The organism is Denitromonas iodatirespirans (assembly GCF_018524365.1).
In the GTDB taxonomy this organism is placed as follows: Bacteria; Pseudomonadota; Gammaproteobacteria; order Burkholderiales; family Rhodocyclaceae; genus Nitrogeniibacter; species Nitrogeniibacter iodatirespirans.
Window position 1 is genome coordinate 1 of record NZ_JAEKFT010000048.1, and the last position, 19,907, is coordinate 19,907.

General features: G+C 68.5%; 4 protein-coding genes and 1 pseudogene. 4 read left to right on the plus strand and 1 reads right to left on the minus strand.

Translation table 11 applies throughout. The features are described from left to right. Window positions 1–606: type VI secretion system Vgr family protein (locus I8J34_RS22850; protein WP_214363949.1), on the minus strand; the 606-nt coding region annotated here is incomplete at its 3' end. 509 nt (window positions 607–1,115) lie between these two features. Here I8J34_RS22850 and I8J34_RS22855 point away from each other — a divergent pair. The 4 genes and pseudogenes from I8J34_RS22855 to I8J34_RS22870 form a co-directional block, all read left to right on the plus strand. Continuing rightward, window positions 1,116–16,913, plus strand: a complete 15,798-nt coding sequence (locus I8J34_RS22855) for a leukotoxin LktA family filamentous adhesin (RefSeq protein WP_214363950.1) — start codon at window positions 1,116–1,118, stop codon at window positions 16,911–16,913. 15 nt (window positions 16,914–16,928) lie between these two features. Next, window positions 16,929–18,602 (plus strand): ShlB/FhaC/HecB family hemolysin secretion/activation protein, encoded by a 1,674-nt coding sequence (locus tag I8J34_RS22860; protein ID WP_214363951.1) that lies wholly within the window; start codon window positions 16,929–16,931, stop codon window positions 18,600–18,602. 477 nt (window positions 18,603–19,079) lie between these two features. After that, window positions 19,080–19,613: a trypsin-like peptidase domain-containing protein gene (locus tag I8J34_RS22865; RefSeq protein WP_214363952.1), complete on the plus strand. Its 534-nt coding sequence runs from the start codon at window positions 19,080–19,082 to the stop codon at window positions 19,611–19,613. Window positions 19,614–19,783: 170 nt separating this feature from the next. After that, window positions 19,784–19,907 (plus strand): annotated as a pseudogene (locus tag I8J34_RS22870) (IS5/IS1182 family transposase); the annotation flags it as partial.

A 19,907-nucleotide genomic window follows, 5' to 3' on the forward strand; every position in this document is an offset into this window, starting at 1 on the left:
GAGCCTGTCTTCGGGCCAGCGCAGGCTGTCGGCGAACAGGCGCATGCGGTGCCCGGCGGGGGCCGCTTCGTCCTCTTCGATGCACCAGCCGATGCCCTCTTCGGCCAGCAGGCGCGAGACGAAGGCGTAGTCGGACTCATGGTATTGGACTGTGTAGCTGCGGATGCGCGCGTCCGAGAGAAACCCGGTCACTTCCGCGCTCCACTGCCACGCGGCCTGTTCGCGGTAGCTGGAAAACACAGTCTCGACAATCTCGATCACGGTCTTGTCCTGGAAGACGCGGTTGTGCCGGCCGCGCGAGAGCAGCCAGGTCCAGGGCACCAGAGTCAGGCGGTAGCGGCAGAAGCCGCCGTCGGCGCCGAGCTTGAGCGCGGCGCGTACCAGGGCCGAGCGGCCCGCGCGGCTGCCGTCGGAGAGTGTGCTGTGCAGCGTCACCGTCTGGCCGAGCAGGGCTTTGAGTTCGATGAAGGCGTCGGGACTGAGCAGATCGACCACCAGCTCGAAGCCCGCCGACAGCGCCTCAGTCCCCCACCACGCTTCGACCGGCAGATCGAACGGCGCGTCGCGCCAGGTGAGCGCGAACAGGCGGGTGTCGGAGGTGAACATGGGGCGGTCCTTGCAGCCGTGACGGGTAGCGATTCTACAGTCATAAATGACATTGGCAAAAAAAGTTTTAAGGCGTGTGCTGCAGGCCGGATTGACCCGACTCTGCAGCGTACCGGCGCTCCGACCGATGGGATGCCCCCCATGTCGGCCTCTCCCACGATGTCGAAAATTTTTACACTTAATGACCGTGGCGTATGTCACCGTCAGCGCCTATTACTTCTGTAACAATCGTTTGCAGTAGGCGGTATGTCTCTTGCTTGATTCCTCCGAGAGCCCACCCACCCGAATCAGCGCGTCGTATCGCCGATCGCGATCCGGCGCAGTACTTCGCAGCACCACATGCGTAATACCTCCCCCGACGCCGGCATCCAAGAACCGGCCGGGACGACAGCGGTGATCTTGCGCCGGGCGCCTCTCGCGCCGCCGTAGCACCGCTTCTGCAATGACCTCGCGGCGGGCTGTATCTACCGTTCCCCGGCCCCCGCGTCGCTGTGAACTGGAGATCTGCCGTGAGCTACGGTGCCCTTGCCTATCTGCGTCGCCAATACCTGTGCGTGCTGCGTCGCTGCGCCTTCCTCAATGCGTTTTCAAGCTGGCTGCTGCTGGCCGCGCCGATGGCCGCCGTCGCCCAGCCCGGCATCGTCACCGACGGGCGCACCGCCACCACGCTGACTCAGGCGGGGGCGGTCACCGATGTCACCACGGCCACGGTGCGCGGCGACAACGCCTTCAACTCCTTCTCGCGCTTCAATATCGGCGCGGGGCAGACGGTCAATCTGCACCTGCCGCAGCAGGCGGCCAACCTGCTCAACCTGGTGCGCAACGAGCGCAGCCAGATCGACGGGGTGATGAACGCCTACAAAGACGGGCGCATCGGCGGCAACGTTTTCTTCTTCAACCCGCACGGCATGGTGGTGGGTGCGCAGGGGCAGATCAACGTCGGCAGCCTCACCGTGGCCACGCCGACGCCGGCCTTCATGGAGCGGCTGATCGGCCCGGGCGGAGTCATCGACGACGCGGCGGTGGATCAGGCACTGCGCGGCGAGATCCCGCTGTCCGAATCCGGCCTGATCACCGTGAAAGGCTCGGTGCGCGCCGCGCGCGCCGTGCAGCTGGCCGCCGCCAATGTGAACGTCGACGGCGGTGCACGCATCGACGCCGGCGCCGCCGCGCATGCCGGTTTCGGCGCGCTGGTGAACATCGACGGCCTCGAAGCCGGCGCCCAGCTGCTACAAGACGGCGACACCGTACGCATCGTCGCGGCCGACGCGGTCAACATCGCCGGTGCGGTGTCGGCCGATGGCGCCACCGGCCAGGCGGCCGGGCGGGTGCGCATCGATGCCGGCGGCGACATCACCGTGGCCAGCGGCGGCCGCGTCTCGGCCGACGGCCATGGCGCGAATTCCGATGGCGGCGCCATCCGCGTGTGGGCCGAGGACACGGCCACGCTGGCGGCGGGCGGCGAGATCTCGGCGCGCGGCGGCGAGGTGTCGGGCGACGGCGGCCATATCGAGTTTTCGGCCACCGAAACGGTCAGGCTCGAAGGCGGCGCGCTCAAGGCCAATGCCACCAATGGCCAGCGCGGCGCGGTGTTGATCGACCCCAACACCATCGAAGTCGTCTCGGCCAACCAGCACACCGACGGCGCCGACTTCACGCTGATCGCCAACGACAAGATCACCGTCGGCGACAACATCACCATCTCGACGCGCGACATCGCCAACCCGGCCGGCGGCGATCATGCCACCGACGCCTCGCAGGGCGACTCGGGCGACCTCACGCTGCGCGCCTCGCATGTCGAGCTCAAAGCCGGCAGCCGCCTGCTGGCCCACGCCGACAGCGGTCATACGGGCGGCGACGTGACGGTCGAAGGCCGCACGCTCGACGCCATCGGCGCCAACCGCGACGTGTCGGCGAGCGTGTCGCTGACCGAAGCGACGGTCACCGGCAAGGACATCACCATCCGCTCCTCGGCCGACACCTCGCTGATGCAGGAGCTGCTCGACAACGATCCGACCCTGAGCCTCGCCGATGCCCAGCGCCAGATCGACCTGGAACTGGACGACCCGATCGACGGCATCGGCGGCGCCTTCCTCAGCGTCACCACCAAGGCCACGGCCACCACCACGGTGCTCGGCAGCAAAGTCACCGGCAGCGGCAAGGTGACGATCAGCAGCCATGCCGGCGCGCGCTCGGGCTTCGAGAAGACCGCCACCGCCACCACCACCATCGGCGACAGCGGCGCCATCAAGAGCGAGATCCGCGGCCGCGAGGTGGAGATCACCTCGACCGCCACCACCTCGCTGGTCTACCAGATTCTCGGCACGGCCACCCGCCTGCTCGACCAAAGCTGGCTGCCCGACCCCGACGGACCGCTGATCACCGCGCTCGACGACACCTTCTTCGACTTCAACTCGGTGCCGCTGGTGGCGCTGTCCACCGCGAAAGCCACCACCCTGGTCGATGGCGCCACCCTCATCGTCGGCGCCGACACCGTGACCATCGGCGCCAATGCCGATTCCGCCGCCAAGCCGACCTTCAGCAGCCCCTTCCTGTTCTCGGCCGCCTGGGGCGAGTCCACCGCCGAGGCGCGCGCCCGCGTGGTCGGCACGGCCAATGTCACCGCCACCAACGCGCTGACGGTGCAGGCGCATACCGACACCGAGGTCGACGTCACCGCCGTGGTCAATTCGATCAACAAACCGGTCGACGCCACCTTCGTGCGCGCCAACACGCACATCACCACCCTCGCCGAAGTGGGCGACACCACCACCACCACCGGCGGCTCGATCGCCGTCGACGCGCAGACCGACGCCCGGATCAACGCCGCCGCCGACGCCAAGAACACCGGCGGCAGCGGCGTCGGCCTGTCGCTGGCGATCTCCGAGACCACCTCGGCAACCACCGCCACGCTCGGCGGCACGGCGCAGGCGCTGTCGGGCGACGTGACGGTGACCGCCAACGCCGACATCGAAGAGAGCAATTCGGCCAACGCTGCCACGCTCGGCAACCCCTCGTCGATCTCGGCCAAGATCACCAACTTCAAGGCCGGCATCCAGCGCAACGTGGTCGGCGGCATCCTCGCCGCCACCGGCAAGATCAACCCCACCACCGCCGACCGCCTCACCAGCTTCCTCTTCCCGGGCATCAAGGAAGGCAAGTTCAACGCCGCCGGCGCGGTCGCCTGGACCAACGGCAACAACACCGCCACGGCGTCGATCGCCCCGCTGGCCGACGTGCGCGCCCAGGGCGGCATCTCGGTCACCTCGAAGATCACCGACCAGCCGGGCTCCAGCGCCAGCGCCAAGACCAGCTCCACCGGCTCCGCCGTGGGCGGCTCGGTGGCGGTCGGCAACTTCGTCAATACCGCCACCAGCTATATCGGCGCAGGCGCCACCGTCGACGCCAAGGGCGCGCTGCTGGTCGATGCGCAAACCCATGTGCCCTACCCGTGGCAGATCGACTGGGAAGATCCGGAGGAGATCCTGAACTTCCTGCAGGGCGGCGTGCTGGACATGTTCCTCAGCACCTATTCGATCAACTCCGCCAAGGGCAAGAGCGGCATCGGCCTGGCGGTGGGCGTCAACCTCTTCGATCTGGGCAACACCGCCACCGCCTATGTGGACGAAGGCGCGCAGCTCAACACCCGCTATCGGGCGATCCCCGGCCTGGCCAGCCAGTCGGTCAAGGTCAGCGCGAAAAACGACGTGAGCCTCACCGGCGCGGTCGGCATCCTGTCTACCAAGTTCCTCGGCACCAGCGGCGGCAAGGCGGCCATCGGCGGCTCGGTCGGGCTGATCAGCATCGACACCGACGCCAGCGCCACCATCCGCGGCAATGCCACGGTCAACAGCGCCAACACGGTCGACGTGAAGGCCGAGAACCTGCAGCGCGTGGTCACCGTCGCCGAGGCCGGCGGCAGTTCCGACGCGGTCGGCGTCGAGGGCGCGGTGTCGGTCAATACGCTCAGCAACACCTCGCTGGCCGCCATCGACGACGACGCGGTGGTCGAGGCCGGCGACGACATCACCGTCGATGCCTCGGGCGACCTCGAAAACATCTCCGTGGCCGGCGGCGTGGTCGCCACCAAGGGCCAGGTCGGTATCGGCTTCTCGGTGTCGGTCAATACCATCACCTCCGACGTGGCCGCCTACATCGGCAACTTCGACCCGCTCGGCCTCGACCTCGTGCCGGCGCTGGGCCACATCAGCACCACCGGCCAGGTGAATCTGGTGGCGCTGTCCGACATCTCGCAGGGCGCCTACTCGGTGGCCGGCGCGCTCGCCACCGACAGCAAGGCACAAACCGACATGCCGGCCGGCGCCAGCGACACCCAGGACGGCAGCGGCAGCGGCACCGCCAGCAAGGCCGGCAAGGGCAAATTCGGCGTGGCGGTGTCGGCCGACGTGTCGATCAACGACATTACCGCCGACACCAACGCCTACCTCGCCGACGGCGCCAATATCACCCAGGCCACGGCCGCCGACCTCGACGCCACCAATAAGCTCGCGCTCTCGGCGCTCTCGGGCGCGGTCACCATCTCGACCCAGCAAAGCGGCAACGGCCTGGCCGGCTCCTACGCGCAGAACTCACTGGCCGGGACCACCGCCGCCTATGTGGACGACGCCACGCTGGCGCTCACCGGCCCGCTCAGCGCCGACGCCCACACCACCGGCACCATCGAAACGCTCTCCGCCTCGGTGGCCGGCACCAAGGGCAAGGTCGGCGTGGCCGGCTCGGTGTCGATCAACGCCATCGACAACCTCACCAAGAGCTATCTCAACCATGTGCTGCTCACCGGCGTCTCCACCGTCGGCCTGACCGCGCTGGACGACTCCACCATCCGCGCCATCGCCGGCGCCATCGCTTTCGGCGGCAAGGCCGGCATTGGCCTCTCGTTCAGCTGGAACCAGCTCGATAACGACACCGAAAGCTGGATCGCCGACAGCGACGTGGACGCCACCGGCCTGGTCACGGTGGCCGCCACCACCGACAACAGCATCGACACCATCTCAGCCGCCATCGGCGCCAGCAAGGGCACCATGGCCGCCGCGGCCGCGGTGACCATCAACACCATCGACAACCGCACCCAGAGCTGGATCGCCGGCACCCGCGGCGGCGACGGTGTCGACAGCGCCGCCGGCATCGCGCTGCAGTCCACCGACAGCTCGCGCATCTACGGCCTGGCCGGCGCGCTCGGCGCGAGCACCCAGACCGCCGGGGTGGGCGTGGCCTTCGCCTGGAACGACGTCGACAACCTCATCGACGCCCGCCTCAAGCACAACGCCAACGCCGAATCCACGGCCGGCGACATCACCGTCAAGGCCGATTCCACCACCCGTATCGAAGGCATCGCCGCGGCCGGCGGGGTCGCCAGCAAGGCCGGCGTGGCCGGCGCGGGCTCGGTGGTGCAGGCCAGGAACACCGTCAAGGCCGGCATCGAGGCCGGTTCGACGGCGATCGCCGACGGCAACGTGCATGTCGGCGCCTCGGACGATGTCGAGCTCTTCAGCCTGGCCGGCAATGTCTCGGGCGGCGGCAAAGTGGGCATCGGCGCCTCGGCCTCGGTGCTGATCACCGACAACACGGTCGAGGCCCGCCTCGACGGCAGCGCCACCGGCCGCGGCAAGCGCGCCGCCCTCGACCTGCCCACCGGCGCCAAGGACAGCGCCGGCAACCGGCTCACCGAATCGACGCGCGGCGTGGCGGTCACCGCCACCTCGCATGAAGACATCGAAACCATCGCCGCCGGCGGTTCGGGCGGCGGCAGTGCCGGCGTGGCCGGCTCGGCCACGGTCACCGACCTGACCGAAACCACCACTGCCGCCATCGGCAGCGGCGCCACCGTGAACCCGCTCGACGACGGCGCCGCCACGCAGGACGTGACGGTGCGCGCCAGCGACGAAACCACCCTGCTCGGCGTGGCCGGCGCGGTCGCCTTCGGCGGCAGCGGCGGCGTGGGCGCGGGGGCCGAAGTCGGCCTGATCGGCAAGACCACCACCGCCAGCATCGCCGGCAACGTCAAGGCCAACGACACCGTCACCGTCGAGGCCCGCAGCACCGAAGACATTACCTCGGTGGCCGCCTCGCTGTCGGCCGGCGGCTCGGCCGGCATCGCCGGCTCGGCCTCGGTGTATGTGGTGGATATCGACACCGTCGGCGACATCGCCGACGCCGCCACCGTGCACAGCGACGGCAACGTCATCGTCTCGGCCGACGACGACAATGAAATCGACATGATCGCCGGCAACGGCGCCTTCGGCGGCTCGGCCGGCGTGGGCGCCTCGGCCGCCGTGGCGGTCATCGACAAGACCGTCACCGCCCGCGTGGGCGACGGCGCCACGGTCGATGCGCTCGGCCAGGCCGCCGGCGTGACGGTGGCCGACGGCAGCTTCGCCACCGGCTACACCGCCAACGGCAGCGACGAGGGCGAGATCAGCGCCCCGGCCGCGTCCAACCCCGACGGCAGCGACAGCCAGGCCCTCACCGGCCAGCGCGTGGCCAGCCGCGGCACCACCGCCGGCTTCACCGGCCTGGCCGTGACCGCCACCAACAAAGACGACATCGAAACCATCTCGGCCACCGGCGCCGCCGCCGGCTCGGCGGCGATCACGCTGGCCGGCGATGTGAACGTCATCACCACCCACACCACCGCCGAAATCGGCAACAACGCGCAGATCAACCAGAACACCGGCGCCGCGGCCGGCCAGTCGGTGCTCGTCGCGGCGGGCAACGACCACTACCAGATGGGCATCGCCGGCTCCGCCTCGGGCGCGGGCGCGGTGGGCATCGGCGCCGGCGCGGACGTGCTGGTCGCCAAGCACACCACTGAAGCCCGCGTGGGCGATTCGGCCGACCTGCGCGCGCGCAAGGACGTGTCTGTCGAAGCCCACGGCAAGGAAGAGATCCTCTCCATCGCCGCCGGCCTCGGCGTGGGCGGCACGGTCGGCGTGGCCGGCTCGACCTCGGTCGTGTCCATCACCAATGTGACGAGCGCCACCACCGGCACCGGCTCGGTGGTCGATGCCGACGGCAATGTGCGCATCGTGGCCACCGACGACACCGAGACCGACGTCATCGACGGCACGCTCGCCGCCGGCTTCGGCGCGGCCGGGGTGGGCGGCGCAGTCGGCGTGACGCGCATCGAGAAGGACACCACCGCCGGCGTCGGCGCCGGCGCCACGGTCAATGCGCGCGGCAACGGCACCGGCATGATGCAGGCGCTGTCGGGCAACGACCTCACCGACCGCGACGCCATCACCGGCCTGATGGTCGAGGCCAATTCCTCCGAAGACCTGTTCTCGGTCGCCGCCAGCGGCGCGGGCGGCTTCTATGCCGGCGTGTCCGGCGCGGTGACTGTCACCAGCCTCGATTCGGACACCACCGCCGTCATCGGCAGCGGCGCGCTGATCAACCAGGGCGTGACCGGCGCCAGCGGCACGCAGGATGTGAACCTCAGCGCCAAGAACCACGCCAAGGTCGACGCCTACACCGGCTCGCTCGCGCTCGGCGCGGTCGGCGCGGCCGGCGGCGTGGACGTGGGCACGGTGAAGAACGACACCACCGCCCTGATCGACGACAGCGCGCAGGTCTCGGCCGCGCGCGATGTGGATGTGAACGCGCTCACCAGCGCCGACATCGACTCGATCACCGTCAGCGCGGCCGGCGGCCTCGGCGCGATTGCCGGCGGCGTGTCGGTGTATTCGGTCGGCAGCGGACTCGACAGCGAAGGGCGAGACCGCCTCAAGTCCGACAGCGGCGACTTCGGCGACGTGAACAGCTATGCCGACGACCAGGCCACCGACGGCAGCATCAACAGCCTGCTCGCCGGCTCGGACGACGCACGCATCCGCGATGCGGGCAACCAGAGCCAGGCGGCGCGTGCCGGGGTCACCATCTCGGGCGATCTGGCCGGCGCCAACACCGCCGGCACCACCGCCACCATTGGCGACGCCAACATCACCAGCGGCGGCGCCATCGATGTGGACGCGCGCCAGGACATCGACGTCAAGGTCCTGGCCGGCGGCGCCTCGGTCGGCGGTGTCGGCCTCGGCGCCGGCGTCGGCGTGGTGTCGATCAATGCCGGCACGGCGGCCGATGTGGCCGCGCTGGCCACGCTCGCCAGCGGCGGGCCGCTGTCGGTCAGCGCCCACACCCACACGGTGAGCGACCTCACCGGCTTTGCCGGCAGCTACGGCGGACTGGCCATCGACGCCGCGGTGGCGGTCGTCACCGACAACAGCAGCACCCGCGCCGCGCTTGGCGACGGCGTGCAGATCCTGTCGGCCACCGGCGCCACCGTGTCGGCCAGCGACGATCGCCGCGCCGAGAGCGAGGCGGTCGGCGTGAGCGTGGCTGGCGGCGCGGCGGTCGGCGCCTCGGTGGCCACCGCCACCCTGGGCGGCGCCACCACCGCCAGCGCCGGCGACAACCTGCAGGTCGGCCAGTCGGTCGGCACCGTGGGCAGCCTCGCCGTCAGCGCCGACTCCAGCACCACGGCCAAGGCCAATTCCATCGCTGGCAAGGCCGGCATCGGCCTGGCTGCCAGCGGCTCGGTGGCCACCGCCAAGACCACGCCGACGATCAGCGCCACCATCGGCGACACCAGCCGCATCACCGTCACCGGCAGCGTCGGCGTGACGGCCACCGGCCGCACCCAGGCCGACGCCGATGCGCTCGGCGTGAACGTGGCCGGCGGGGTCGGTATCGGCGCCTCGGTGGCCACGGCCGCCGCCGCACCGGACATCGACGCCGGCATCGGCGCCGGGGCCCGCATCCGCGCCGCCGACTTGGCCATCGCCGCCACCCAGGCGGTGCTCGGCAGCGGCACCACCGCCTACGCGGTCGGCGCGGCCGGCGGCCTGCTGGCCGGCGTGAACGCCACCTATGCCGAGAGCCACAACGACGGCACGGTCGACGCCGCACTCGGCGACAACGGCGATCTCATCGTGGCCAACAGCGTCGCCGTGGCGGCCAGCAACACCACCCGCCAGCGCACCGACGTGACCGGCGTGTCGCTCGGCGCCCTGGCGGCCGGCGCCACCATTGCCGAGGCCAATGCGAACACCCACACGCTGGCCAGCCTCGGCAACGGTGTGCAGGTCGCCAGCCTCGGCGGCATGACCGGCCTCATCAGCGTCACCGCCACCGGCAAGGACGACAACGTCGCCACGGCGGTGTCGGGCAGCGGCGGCATCGTCTCCGGCTCGGCGGCCAGCGTCAGTACCGCCAGCACCAGCCACACCGCCGCCCGCCTGGGCAACGGCGACGCCACGCACAGCCTCAACGCCAGCACCCTCACCCTCAAGGCCGACCACACCACGCAGTTCAACGGCAAGGTGGACAGCGTGTCGGCCTCGGCGGTCGGCGCCAGCGGCTCGAGCGCGCGCCACACGGTGAACAGCACGGTGGAGGCCACGGTGGCCGACAATGCGCGCGTGAACGCCCACCATGTGGACATCGACGCCAACAACCGGGCGCACAAGTTCTGGTGGGGCGCGGGCTCGCTGGCCGCCGACGCGGCCGCCAATGCCGACACCGTGGCCTGGAACATCCAGTCCGGCTCGGGCGGCGCGCTCAATGCCGCGGCCGGCAGCAGCCACAGCACGGTCACGCTCAACACCGTGGCGCGCATCGGCCAGGGTGCCCAGGTGCATGTGCTGATGCCGGCGCTGGGCGAGGGCACCTTCCATCTCGACGCCTTCAACCAGGTGATCGGCCATGACAAGTCCAAGCTCGATTCCGGCGGCCTGGTGGCCATCGCGCTGACCGAGACCCATTTCACCGCCACCGGCAATGCCACCGCCGAGTTCGGCGCCAATGCGAAGGTCACCAGCGATCTGGGCGACATCCGCGCCGGCACCCGCGCCGAGGTGGATCTCGACACCCGCGCCTCGTCCGACACCTACGGCCTGGCCGGCGCGCCGCAGGGCGAGGCCTACTCGATCTGGACCGGCAACAACAACGCCATCGTCAACACCGGCGCCCGCCTGCTGGCCGACCAGGGCGGCGTGCATCTGGGTGGCGGGCAGGCCAGCGACGGCACGCGCACCGACATCGAGGCCGACAGCGAAGTGCGCCTGTGGAACAAGACCGCCTTCCCGATCAACTCCGACCCCGACGCGCAGACCCGCGTCACCAGCAATGCCTCGGTGCAGCTGCTGGGCACCGCGAGCATCGAGACCGCCAGCGACATCGCGCTGGCCGCCGACAAGGGCAAGATCGACGCCAACCACATCGGCATCGGCAAGGACATCTACCGCGAAGCCGCCTCGGGCATCGTCAGCGGCATCAGCAACGCCTTCGGCGGCGACGATGTGTCCTTCGACATCACCGGCGGCGAGACCGTGGTGGGGGGCACCTCGACCGCCCGCATCGACGGCACGGCGCTGGCCGGCATCCATCGCTTCGAGTCGCTGACCCTCGAATACGAGCTGGTCGACGCCAATGGCAACGTGGTGGCCACGCCGGTGCAAGGCGCCGACGGCCGGGTGCTGTGGCGCCTCAAGGCCACCGCCACCGACGGCGTGAGCTACACCATCGACCCCGCCGTGGGCCTGGCCGCCGCCATCCAGAAGCGCATCGACAAGCTGCGCAGCCTGATGGAGCAATACGCGGCCGACCCGGTGGCGGTGGGCGCCTACGAATCGGAGATCAAGTTCCTGCAGTTCAAGCTGGTCGAGCTCGGCCTGGCCAGCGGCGACCCCAACGGCAGCAACTTCAACACCGGCAACTGGAACAACCCCAGCCCGAAGGCCGTCAAGCAGGAGGAGATCGACCAGACCGAGGCGCGCATCGACAACCTCGGCAACGACATCGTCGCCACCACCGACAGCGCCAGCACCAGCACCGACAGCGCGCTGAGCGCGCAGAGCACGCTCACCGGCAACGCCGGCACGGTGGTGGTCAAGGCCGACAGCATCAACGGCAACAACACCACGGTGCGCAGCACGCTGGCGCAGATGGCCAACTTCAATGCCGCCGATGCCGACTACCTGAGCCTCATCAGCCTGCAGAGCACGGCCACCACGCTGCGCGGCGACATCAACACGCTGCAGGGCCAGCTGGCCACCGACCGCAGCGCGCTGGCCGCCAGCAACACCACCCTCGACACCCTGCTGGGCAACATCGCCAGCCGCCAGAGCCAGATCGACACCCTGCTGGCCAGCGGCGGTGCGCAGTCGCAGATCGATGCCCTGCGCGCGGCCAACGACGCCGACCGCAGCACCGCCACCACCGAGCTGGGCGTGGCCAACAGCCTGCTCAACGGCATCGCTGGCAAGAGCAGCCAGCTCGACCAGAAGGCCGCCACGCTCAGCAGCACCTACACCACCATCGACGGCCTGCAGACCACACTGCGCAGCCGCTTCGCCGGCGGCAGCGACGCCACGCGGGTGGCCACGGTCGCCAGCCTGCAAAGCAGCAACACCGGCCTGCGCAGCGATGTGAGCACGCTGGCCGGCGGCATCGACAGCGCCGAAGACACGGTCGGCAGCGCCAGCACCGCGGTGGCCGGAAATCTGGCCACGGTGCAGTCGCTGGAGACCGACCTGGGCAACGCCCAGAGCTCGCTGGTGTCGCTCGAAGCGCAGCTGCCGGGCCTGTCGGACGTGCCGGCCAACGGCCCGATCGCCGACTTCATCCATGTCGATGACATCACCGTGCGCCTGGGCAACATCGACGTGACCGCCGACAACCTGATCGGCAGCGGTGCCCTGCGCGCGCCGGGCGACGCCAAGATCAGCATCGTCAACAACACGCCCGACTTCCTGGTGCTGGGCAAGCTCACCGTCGATAGCGACAGCGGCGGCGAGGTGCGCCAGAACGGCTTCCTGATCAACGACACCAACGAGATCCGCCGCATCAACGCCAACAACCTGGCGCCGTCGCTGACACTGGAGACCAAGCACAACGCCGCCGGCCTGCCCGAGATCGAGGTCATCAGCAACTACGACCCGAACAGCGCCAAGAACGCCAACCTGCCGGCGCCCTCGCCCGACATCCAGCTGTCGGACGACGTGAGCAACCCGCTCGGCCTGGTGCGGGTGTATAGCCAGGCGGGCAGCATCTACGTGGATGGCGACATCCGCGCTGCGCAGGTCGATGTGCGCGCCGACAACGGCGACTTCGTGCAGAGCTTCGTCGATGGCTTCTACCACTCCTCGGGCGATCCGGCGGCCAATGTGCAGGGCGGCCAGACCAGCACGCCGGCGGGCAAGGGCATCGTCGCCAACGGCAGCGTGTTCATCAGCGCGCGCTACCTGAACATCAACGGCCTGGTGCAAAGCGGCATCGACACCTGGGCCATCACCCTGCCCACCACGCCGGTGCTCACCGGCCCGGCCAGCCTGTTCGGCCTCAGCCAGGCGACGCTCGACCAGCTGGTGGTGAACTGGAAGAACCACGGCGGGCCGAAGTACACCACCCTTAACGCCGCCAGCGGCACGGTGCAGTTCAACGCCGAGCTCAACCGCATCGAAGCCAGCGCCGGCTATGCCGACGCCGACATCCAGTCGGCCGGCTGGGCGCAGCGCACCAGCGCCTTCGGCGGCCTGTATCCGCTGATTTCCGACTACGGCAACATCGGCGCCAGCTACGACCCGTCGGTCGCCGGCGGGCGTTTCGTGCTCGACGGCGAGGCGGTCAAGGGCGGCTACATCCAGCTCTACGGCCAGATCCTCAACACCAGCAACGGCGGCGCCCGCCTCAAGGTGCTCGACGGCTTCGGCCAGATCACCGTCACCAACCCGACCGACCGCGCCGTGGTGGTGAACAACCTGAGCACCGGCACCGATGCCGACGGCTCGGGCCGCGGCATCAAGGGCGTGATCGACATCACCGACATCCAGCAGGTGAGCACCGCCGACGGCAGCGTCGACGCCATCCACACCGTGCTCACGCGCGAGAATGGCGTGGTCACGCTCGACCAGACCGGCCGCTGGGAAGGCAGCGTGTTCAACCCCAACTACCGCTTCACCGGCGCCGACGCCGCCGCCAGCGACGGGCGCAACACCGCCTACAACCCGCAAAGCGGCCTGCGCTACGTGTGGACCACCGCCACCGACAAGTCGACCAACACCTACTGGCAGTTCTCGGGCACGCAGTTCCTCGGCATCTCGGCCCTGCGCACCCAGCCGAGCGGCACCGTCGAGTCGAAGAGCGGCCCCTTCACCACCGGCACCCGCCGGCTCGATGACGGCACCTACCTGGTGCGCGACACCAGCCTCACCGGCACGCCGCTGAAGACCACCAGCAGCACCAAGACCACCTCGGACTACTGGACCAAGACCAAGGAATGGACCAACTGCAACTGGTGGACCATCTGCATCGCCCAGGACTACCACTCCAAGTGGACCCAGACCACCGGCACCACCACCATCAACACCTTCTCGCTCAAGGCCGACTACCCGATCGCGGTCGAATTCTCCGGCCGTGACACGGGCCTGGTGGCGATCAACTCGAAGAGCGACGTGGTGATCAACGGCCTGATCAACAATCGCTTCGGCGACACCAGCGTGACCGCCGGCGTCAATCCGGGCCTGGTCAAGGCCGGGCAGTCGATCGTACAGGGCGACAACGGCCTGATCACCGGCCGCTCGCTCAACCTCGCCGCCTCGCGCAACATCGGCCTGGCCGACACCCCGCTCGACATCGACCTCAACGGCGCCACCCTCAACGCCGCCGTGGCCGAAGGCAACCTGGCGCTGCGCCAGGCCAACGGCGACCTCACCATCGGCCTGGTCAGCGCCGGCGGCGACGCCAACGCCGGGCTCGGCCGGGTGCTGCTGGCTGCCGACGGCAACCTTGTCATGGCCGGCCCGCTGTCGAGCGTGTCGGGCAACCGCATCACGCTGGTCTCCGACAACGGCGCCATCGGCAGCGCCGCCGCACCGGTGCAGCTCAAGGCCGGCTATACCGACATGCTCACCCAGCGCGGCGGCTACGGCGTGAGTGCCGCCGCGCGCGGCGACATCTTCCTCGACAGCCTGGGCTGGATCGGCAACCCCGAAGGCGACCTGCTGGTCTCGCAGATCGCCTCGGCCACCGGCGACGTGCAGCTGCGCACGCCGGGCCGCATCATCGATAACAACCCCTTCGAGACCCGCGACGAGCGCACCTACAACCAGCTGCTGACGCTGTGGGAAGACCTCGCCCTGCTCGAAAACACCACCCGTAACGCCGAGAAGCAGCAGGCCGCCATCGCCGCCTTCGAGGCCGGCGCCAGCCAGGACTACCGCAGCTACTGGCAGATCCGCAACCAGCAGGCCGACCCCAGCGCCTTCGACCCCAACCACCAGGTGACGCTGTCTGCCGCGCAGGAACAGGCCATGCGCGACGACCTGGCGCGCCAGGGCAAAACGCAGGGCCAGATCGACGCCTTCGTGCTCAACTACACCGCCAGCAAGACGGCCGAGTACCAGGCGCTGCACCAAAAGCTCTATGTCACCCCGGCCTATGAAGGCCTGGTGCCGGCCGGCTACCAGGACGGCTTCGCCTACGCCGCCACGCAGGCCGAGCGCGACGCCCACCTCAAGGGGTCGTCCTGGAGCGAGCACGAGCTGGGCATCGCCCTGTCGCCGGGCCTGCTCAAGGAAGTGACCGACACCAACCCGATCATCAAGGCACCGAACGTGACCGGCATCAACGTCGCCCTGCTCGCCGGCAAGGGCGTGGGCGAAACCGGCCAGAGCCGCCAGATCGACCTGACCCAGAACCCCGGCCTGATCTCGGACGACGACAAGGTGGCGCTGGCCGCCGCCGAGCGCGGCGACCTGTCGATCGACGCCAGCGGCGTGGCCACCGTCACCCAGCGCAAACCGGTGGTGGTCGGCGGCAACGGCCTGCTCACCGTCACCGACGCGGCCGGCAACGCCGTGGCCGGCGACGTGTTCCTCGCCTCCGAAACCTCGGTGAACGTGGCCGCCATCCTCGCCACCGGCGAGACCCGCCTCAAGGCGGTCGGCGACATCACCCACGGCGCCGGGCCGGGCGTGGCCTCGTTCATGGCCAGCAGCCTGATCCTCGAATCGGCCAAGGGCGGCATCGGCAGTGCGCTGCAACCAGTGCTGGTGCAGCTGGGCGACAGCGACCCGCTGGTCGCCCGCGCCGACGGCGACATCTTCATCACCCAGCTGGGCCACGACCTGTCGGTCGATACCCTGTACTCGCGCGCCGGCATCTGGCTGACCGCCCCGGGCTCGATCCTCGACGCCTTCGACACCGACGACACCAACATCCGCGCCGCGCACCTGACGATGACCGCCGGCGGCAGCCTCGGCACGGCCGGCAACTTCCTCGACCTCGGCCTCGGCCCGCGGCTCGCCAGCGACACCGACAACACCGGCTGGCTCACTGCCAGCGCCGGCACCGGTGCCTTCCTGCGCAGCCCGCTGCTGCCGCTGATCCTGCATCAGGTGGATGCCGGCACCGAGCTGCGCGTGATCGGCGCCACCGATGTGGTGGTCGACGGCGCGGTCACCGCCCCGGTGAGCATCGACATCGCCGCCGGCGACGACGTGCGCTTTGCCGGCGGCCAGCTGGCCAGCGACACGGTGGCCGTCTCGGCCGGCAGCGACGGCAGCGGCAACGTGGTCGGCAGCCCCACCGCCGGCGCCGACATCGTCGCCACCACCTCGGCCTTCGTCACCGCGCCGCAGGGCATCGGCAGCGAAGCGCCGCTGGAAGTGCGCACACCGCAGCTTGACCTGCAGGCCGACACCATGGACGTGGTCGCCCGGCCGGTTACGCCGGCCCAGCCGCTCACGGTCAACGCCACCGGCGTGGGCGGTGGGCTCGCCACCAACGTCACGCTCGATCTGGCCAGCAGCAGCTCGGTGACGCTCGGCCAGCTGATCGCCCACACCAGCCAGACCACCGCCACCACGCCGCTGTTCACCGTCCTCGACGGCCAGCTGGGCGACCACGCCGCCTTCTACACACCGGCCTTCGCGATCCGCGTCGATCATCACGACCGCCGCTTCCAGCCCGGCTTCGACGTGCGCGCCTTCACCCTGAGCGGTAAGTACGACATGGTGGTCACGCCCGAGTCGGCGCTGATCGGCGCCTACATCATCACCAAGAACCCGCGCAAGGTGGTGTTCAGCAATCCGGGCGGCGTCGCCGATCTGCGCAGCCGCGGCCAGCTCAATGCGCTGGACCATCAATCGAAGAACGACAAGAGCAACCGCGTCGCCACCGGCGCCGCCGAAAACTACGCCAGTGCGGCCGGTGGCCTGGTGTTCGTCGATCCGGGCGTGTTCGAATGCGGCAAGCCGGGCGAGCCGAACGCCTGCACCGAGGACAACTAAGGAAGGGGGAAGAGCATGCGGGGACACTTCACGCGGGGCACCGCGGGGCTGGCGCTGAGCATCGCCACCTCGCTGGTCATGGCGCAAGGGACGAGCGAATCGCCCGGCGCCATCCAGCAACAGCAACAACAGCAACTCGAACGCCAGCAGCGTGAACAGCGCCTCCAGGAGCGGCCGGTGGCACCGGAGATCTCGGTGCCGCAGGGCGGCCCCGCCGCACCGGCCAGCACGGCCAAGACGATCCAGATCTCGCAGATCCTCATCGACCGCTCCGACATCCTGCCGCAGGCCAAGATCGACGCCATCATCAGCCCGCTCGAAGGGCAGACCGTGAGCCTCGCCGACCTCCAGCAGGCCATCGACGCCATCAACGCGCTGTATGCCGAGGCCGGCCAGAGCACCGCCCGCGCCATCCTGCCGCCGCAAACCATCAAGGACGGCCTGGTGCGCATCCGCCTGGTCGAGGCCCGCGTGGGCGAAGTGCGCGTGCTCGGCACCGAAGCGCTCGACCCCGCCTTCGTCGCCGACCGCGTCACCCTCGAAGCCGGCGAGCTGCTCTCGGTGCCGGCCCTCGAATCGGCCCTGGTGCGCTTCAACCGCCTGCACGCCACCCAGCTGCGCGCCGGCGTCGTGGCCGGCAGCCAGTTTGGCACCACCGATGTCGAGATCACCGCCGTCGAGCCGCCGCGCACCAAGTTCTCGGTGTTCTTCGACAACGCCGGGCGCGACACCGTGGGCGAAACCCGCGGCGGCCTCAACGCCCGCTTCGCCAACCTGATGGGCCGCGCCGACACCCTGCAGTTCGTCGCTACCCGCACCGAAGGCTCCGAAAACTACGCGCTCTCCTACGCAGTGCCGCTCGACTGGCACGACCTGCGCCTCGACCTGTCGGCCAGCAAGGGCAACATCACGATCGTCGACGGCCCCTTCGAACCGCTCGACATCACCGGCAGCTCCAGCGACTTCACCGCCGGGCTCACCTATCCGCTACTCGTCTCGCTGACCGACATGTGGTCGGTGTATGGCCGCCTCTCGGCGCGCGAATCGTCCAGCGCCTTCGGCGGCTTCGAGCAGGAAAAGCTCAACCTGCGCGTGCTCACGCTGGGCGTGTCGGGCGAACACCAGAGCGACGACAGCGCCTGGTATGTCGACCAGTCCATCGCCTCGGGCATCTCCGCGCTCGGCGGTGACCAGGGCTTTCTCTACTACCGCGGCAGCGCCACGCGCTTCGACCGCCTCAGCGAACGCCTGCAACTGCTCACCCGCGGCGGGCTGCAGTTCTCCGACACGCGCTTCCTGCCCGCCAGCGAACTCTTCCAGATCGGCGGCGCCTACACCGTGCGCGGCTTCTCCGAAGGCCTGCTCTCGGGCCGCAACGGCTACTTCGTCTCCGCCGAACTACGCATCGGCCGCACGCTCGAGGAATACCAGCTGGCCGACCCCGATGCCCCCAACCTCACCGGCATCGTCTTCATCGACCATGGCGGCGCGTTGCCCTACCGGCCGGGCAATCTCAAGGAGAGCACGCATGACGACTATCTCACCAGTGTTGGTTTTGGGTTGCTGTTCGACTTCTCCGAACGCGTCACCGGGCGCATCGTCATTGGGCAGCCGTTGCGGGGGAATCCGGCGGAGTTGCATGACAAGCGGCCGCGGGCCCATGTGTCTTTGAATATTGCGTTGAACTAAAGCGGCGGCGCGGGCGCCGTGCCTGAGCCTTCTGCCAACGCTACGGTGAGACTCAACCGGTTGTCGCGGTGCGACGGGACGTTGGCCGGGTCTCGCCCCGGCGGGCGACCTACTTTCTTGCTCGTGCAAGAAAGCTAGGCAAAGAAGCACGGCCCACTTTCGCGCCCCTTCGGGGTCCCCGCCCTCCGGACACGCCGGGCGGGGTGCTTCGCAAACTCGCCCTGCGGGCTCAAACAGCGAAGCCCCTTTTTCCGCCCGACGCATCCTCCGGTTGGCGCGGCAGAGGGCGGGTCGGTATTCCACATAAGGTAAGTGCAACGCCGACTTCCTAGGCATATACTTTTTCGTCATGATGAGGGGCATGACGCGAATGATTGACTTGTGACGGTTATGTGCCTTTTTGACGCGAAGCGATCCGATAGCCTCTAGTGTTGAATTTCGAGCCTTGCCCCCGGAACCCTCTTTTGATTTCAAAAAATGATCGTTTTAATTGGACATTTCACCTCTGAAGGAAATCCAGAAACAAAGGGATCGGGATTTGTCGTGCACTCAGATAATTTCAGCTTCCTTGTAACCTGCCGACATGTTATTGAACAGTTAAACAATCAACGGGCTTTCGCAACAATCTACTGCAAAAGGCGAATTCATCCAGAGGATCGCGATGATATTTTTCGGCTAGAATCTCCCCATTACCACCCAATGGACGACCAATCCAACACTTATGACGTCGCTGTGTTTGACATTTCGGATCAAATCGGCAGCCGCAAGGTAACTGGAATTCAACTTTACACCTTATGCGATCAAGGTTTCATCGAGGAAGGGACCTCCATCTATGTATCCGGCTACTCCACTAACTATCTCTCATCGAATTTCGACCCTACCTCGATCGAACTGCTGCCACCGGAGACAACGAGAGGCACGAATCAACGAGTGCAACTACAGAATCTTCAAACAAGTGATTTGATCCCTCCAAAACAGGCAGTTTTTTTAAAACACATGACAATCACGTAATTCACAAAGGCGCTTCTGGCGGTCCTGTCATGCGTGAAGTTGGTGATCAGTGCGTTGGAATGCTCATCGCTTCTGTTGAGGAAACGCTGATTATTTCGTTTGCATATCGCCCCACGGGCGGCTCTGTTTGAGACAATACGCATAGTTCCTTCACGACGGTGACGATCCCGATGCAATCGAGCTTCTCCGACCTTGAGTACGCGGCCAAGAAGAAGATGACGCGCCGCGACCGGTTCCTTGCCCAGATCGAAGCGGTGACACCGTGGGCGGCGCTCGAAGCGCTGATCGAGCCGC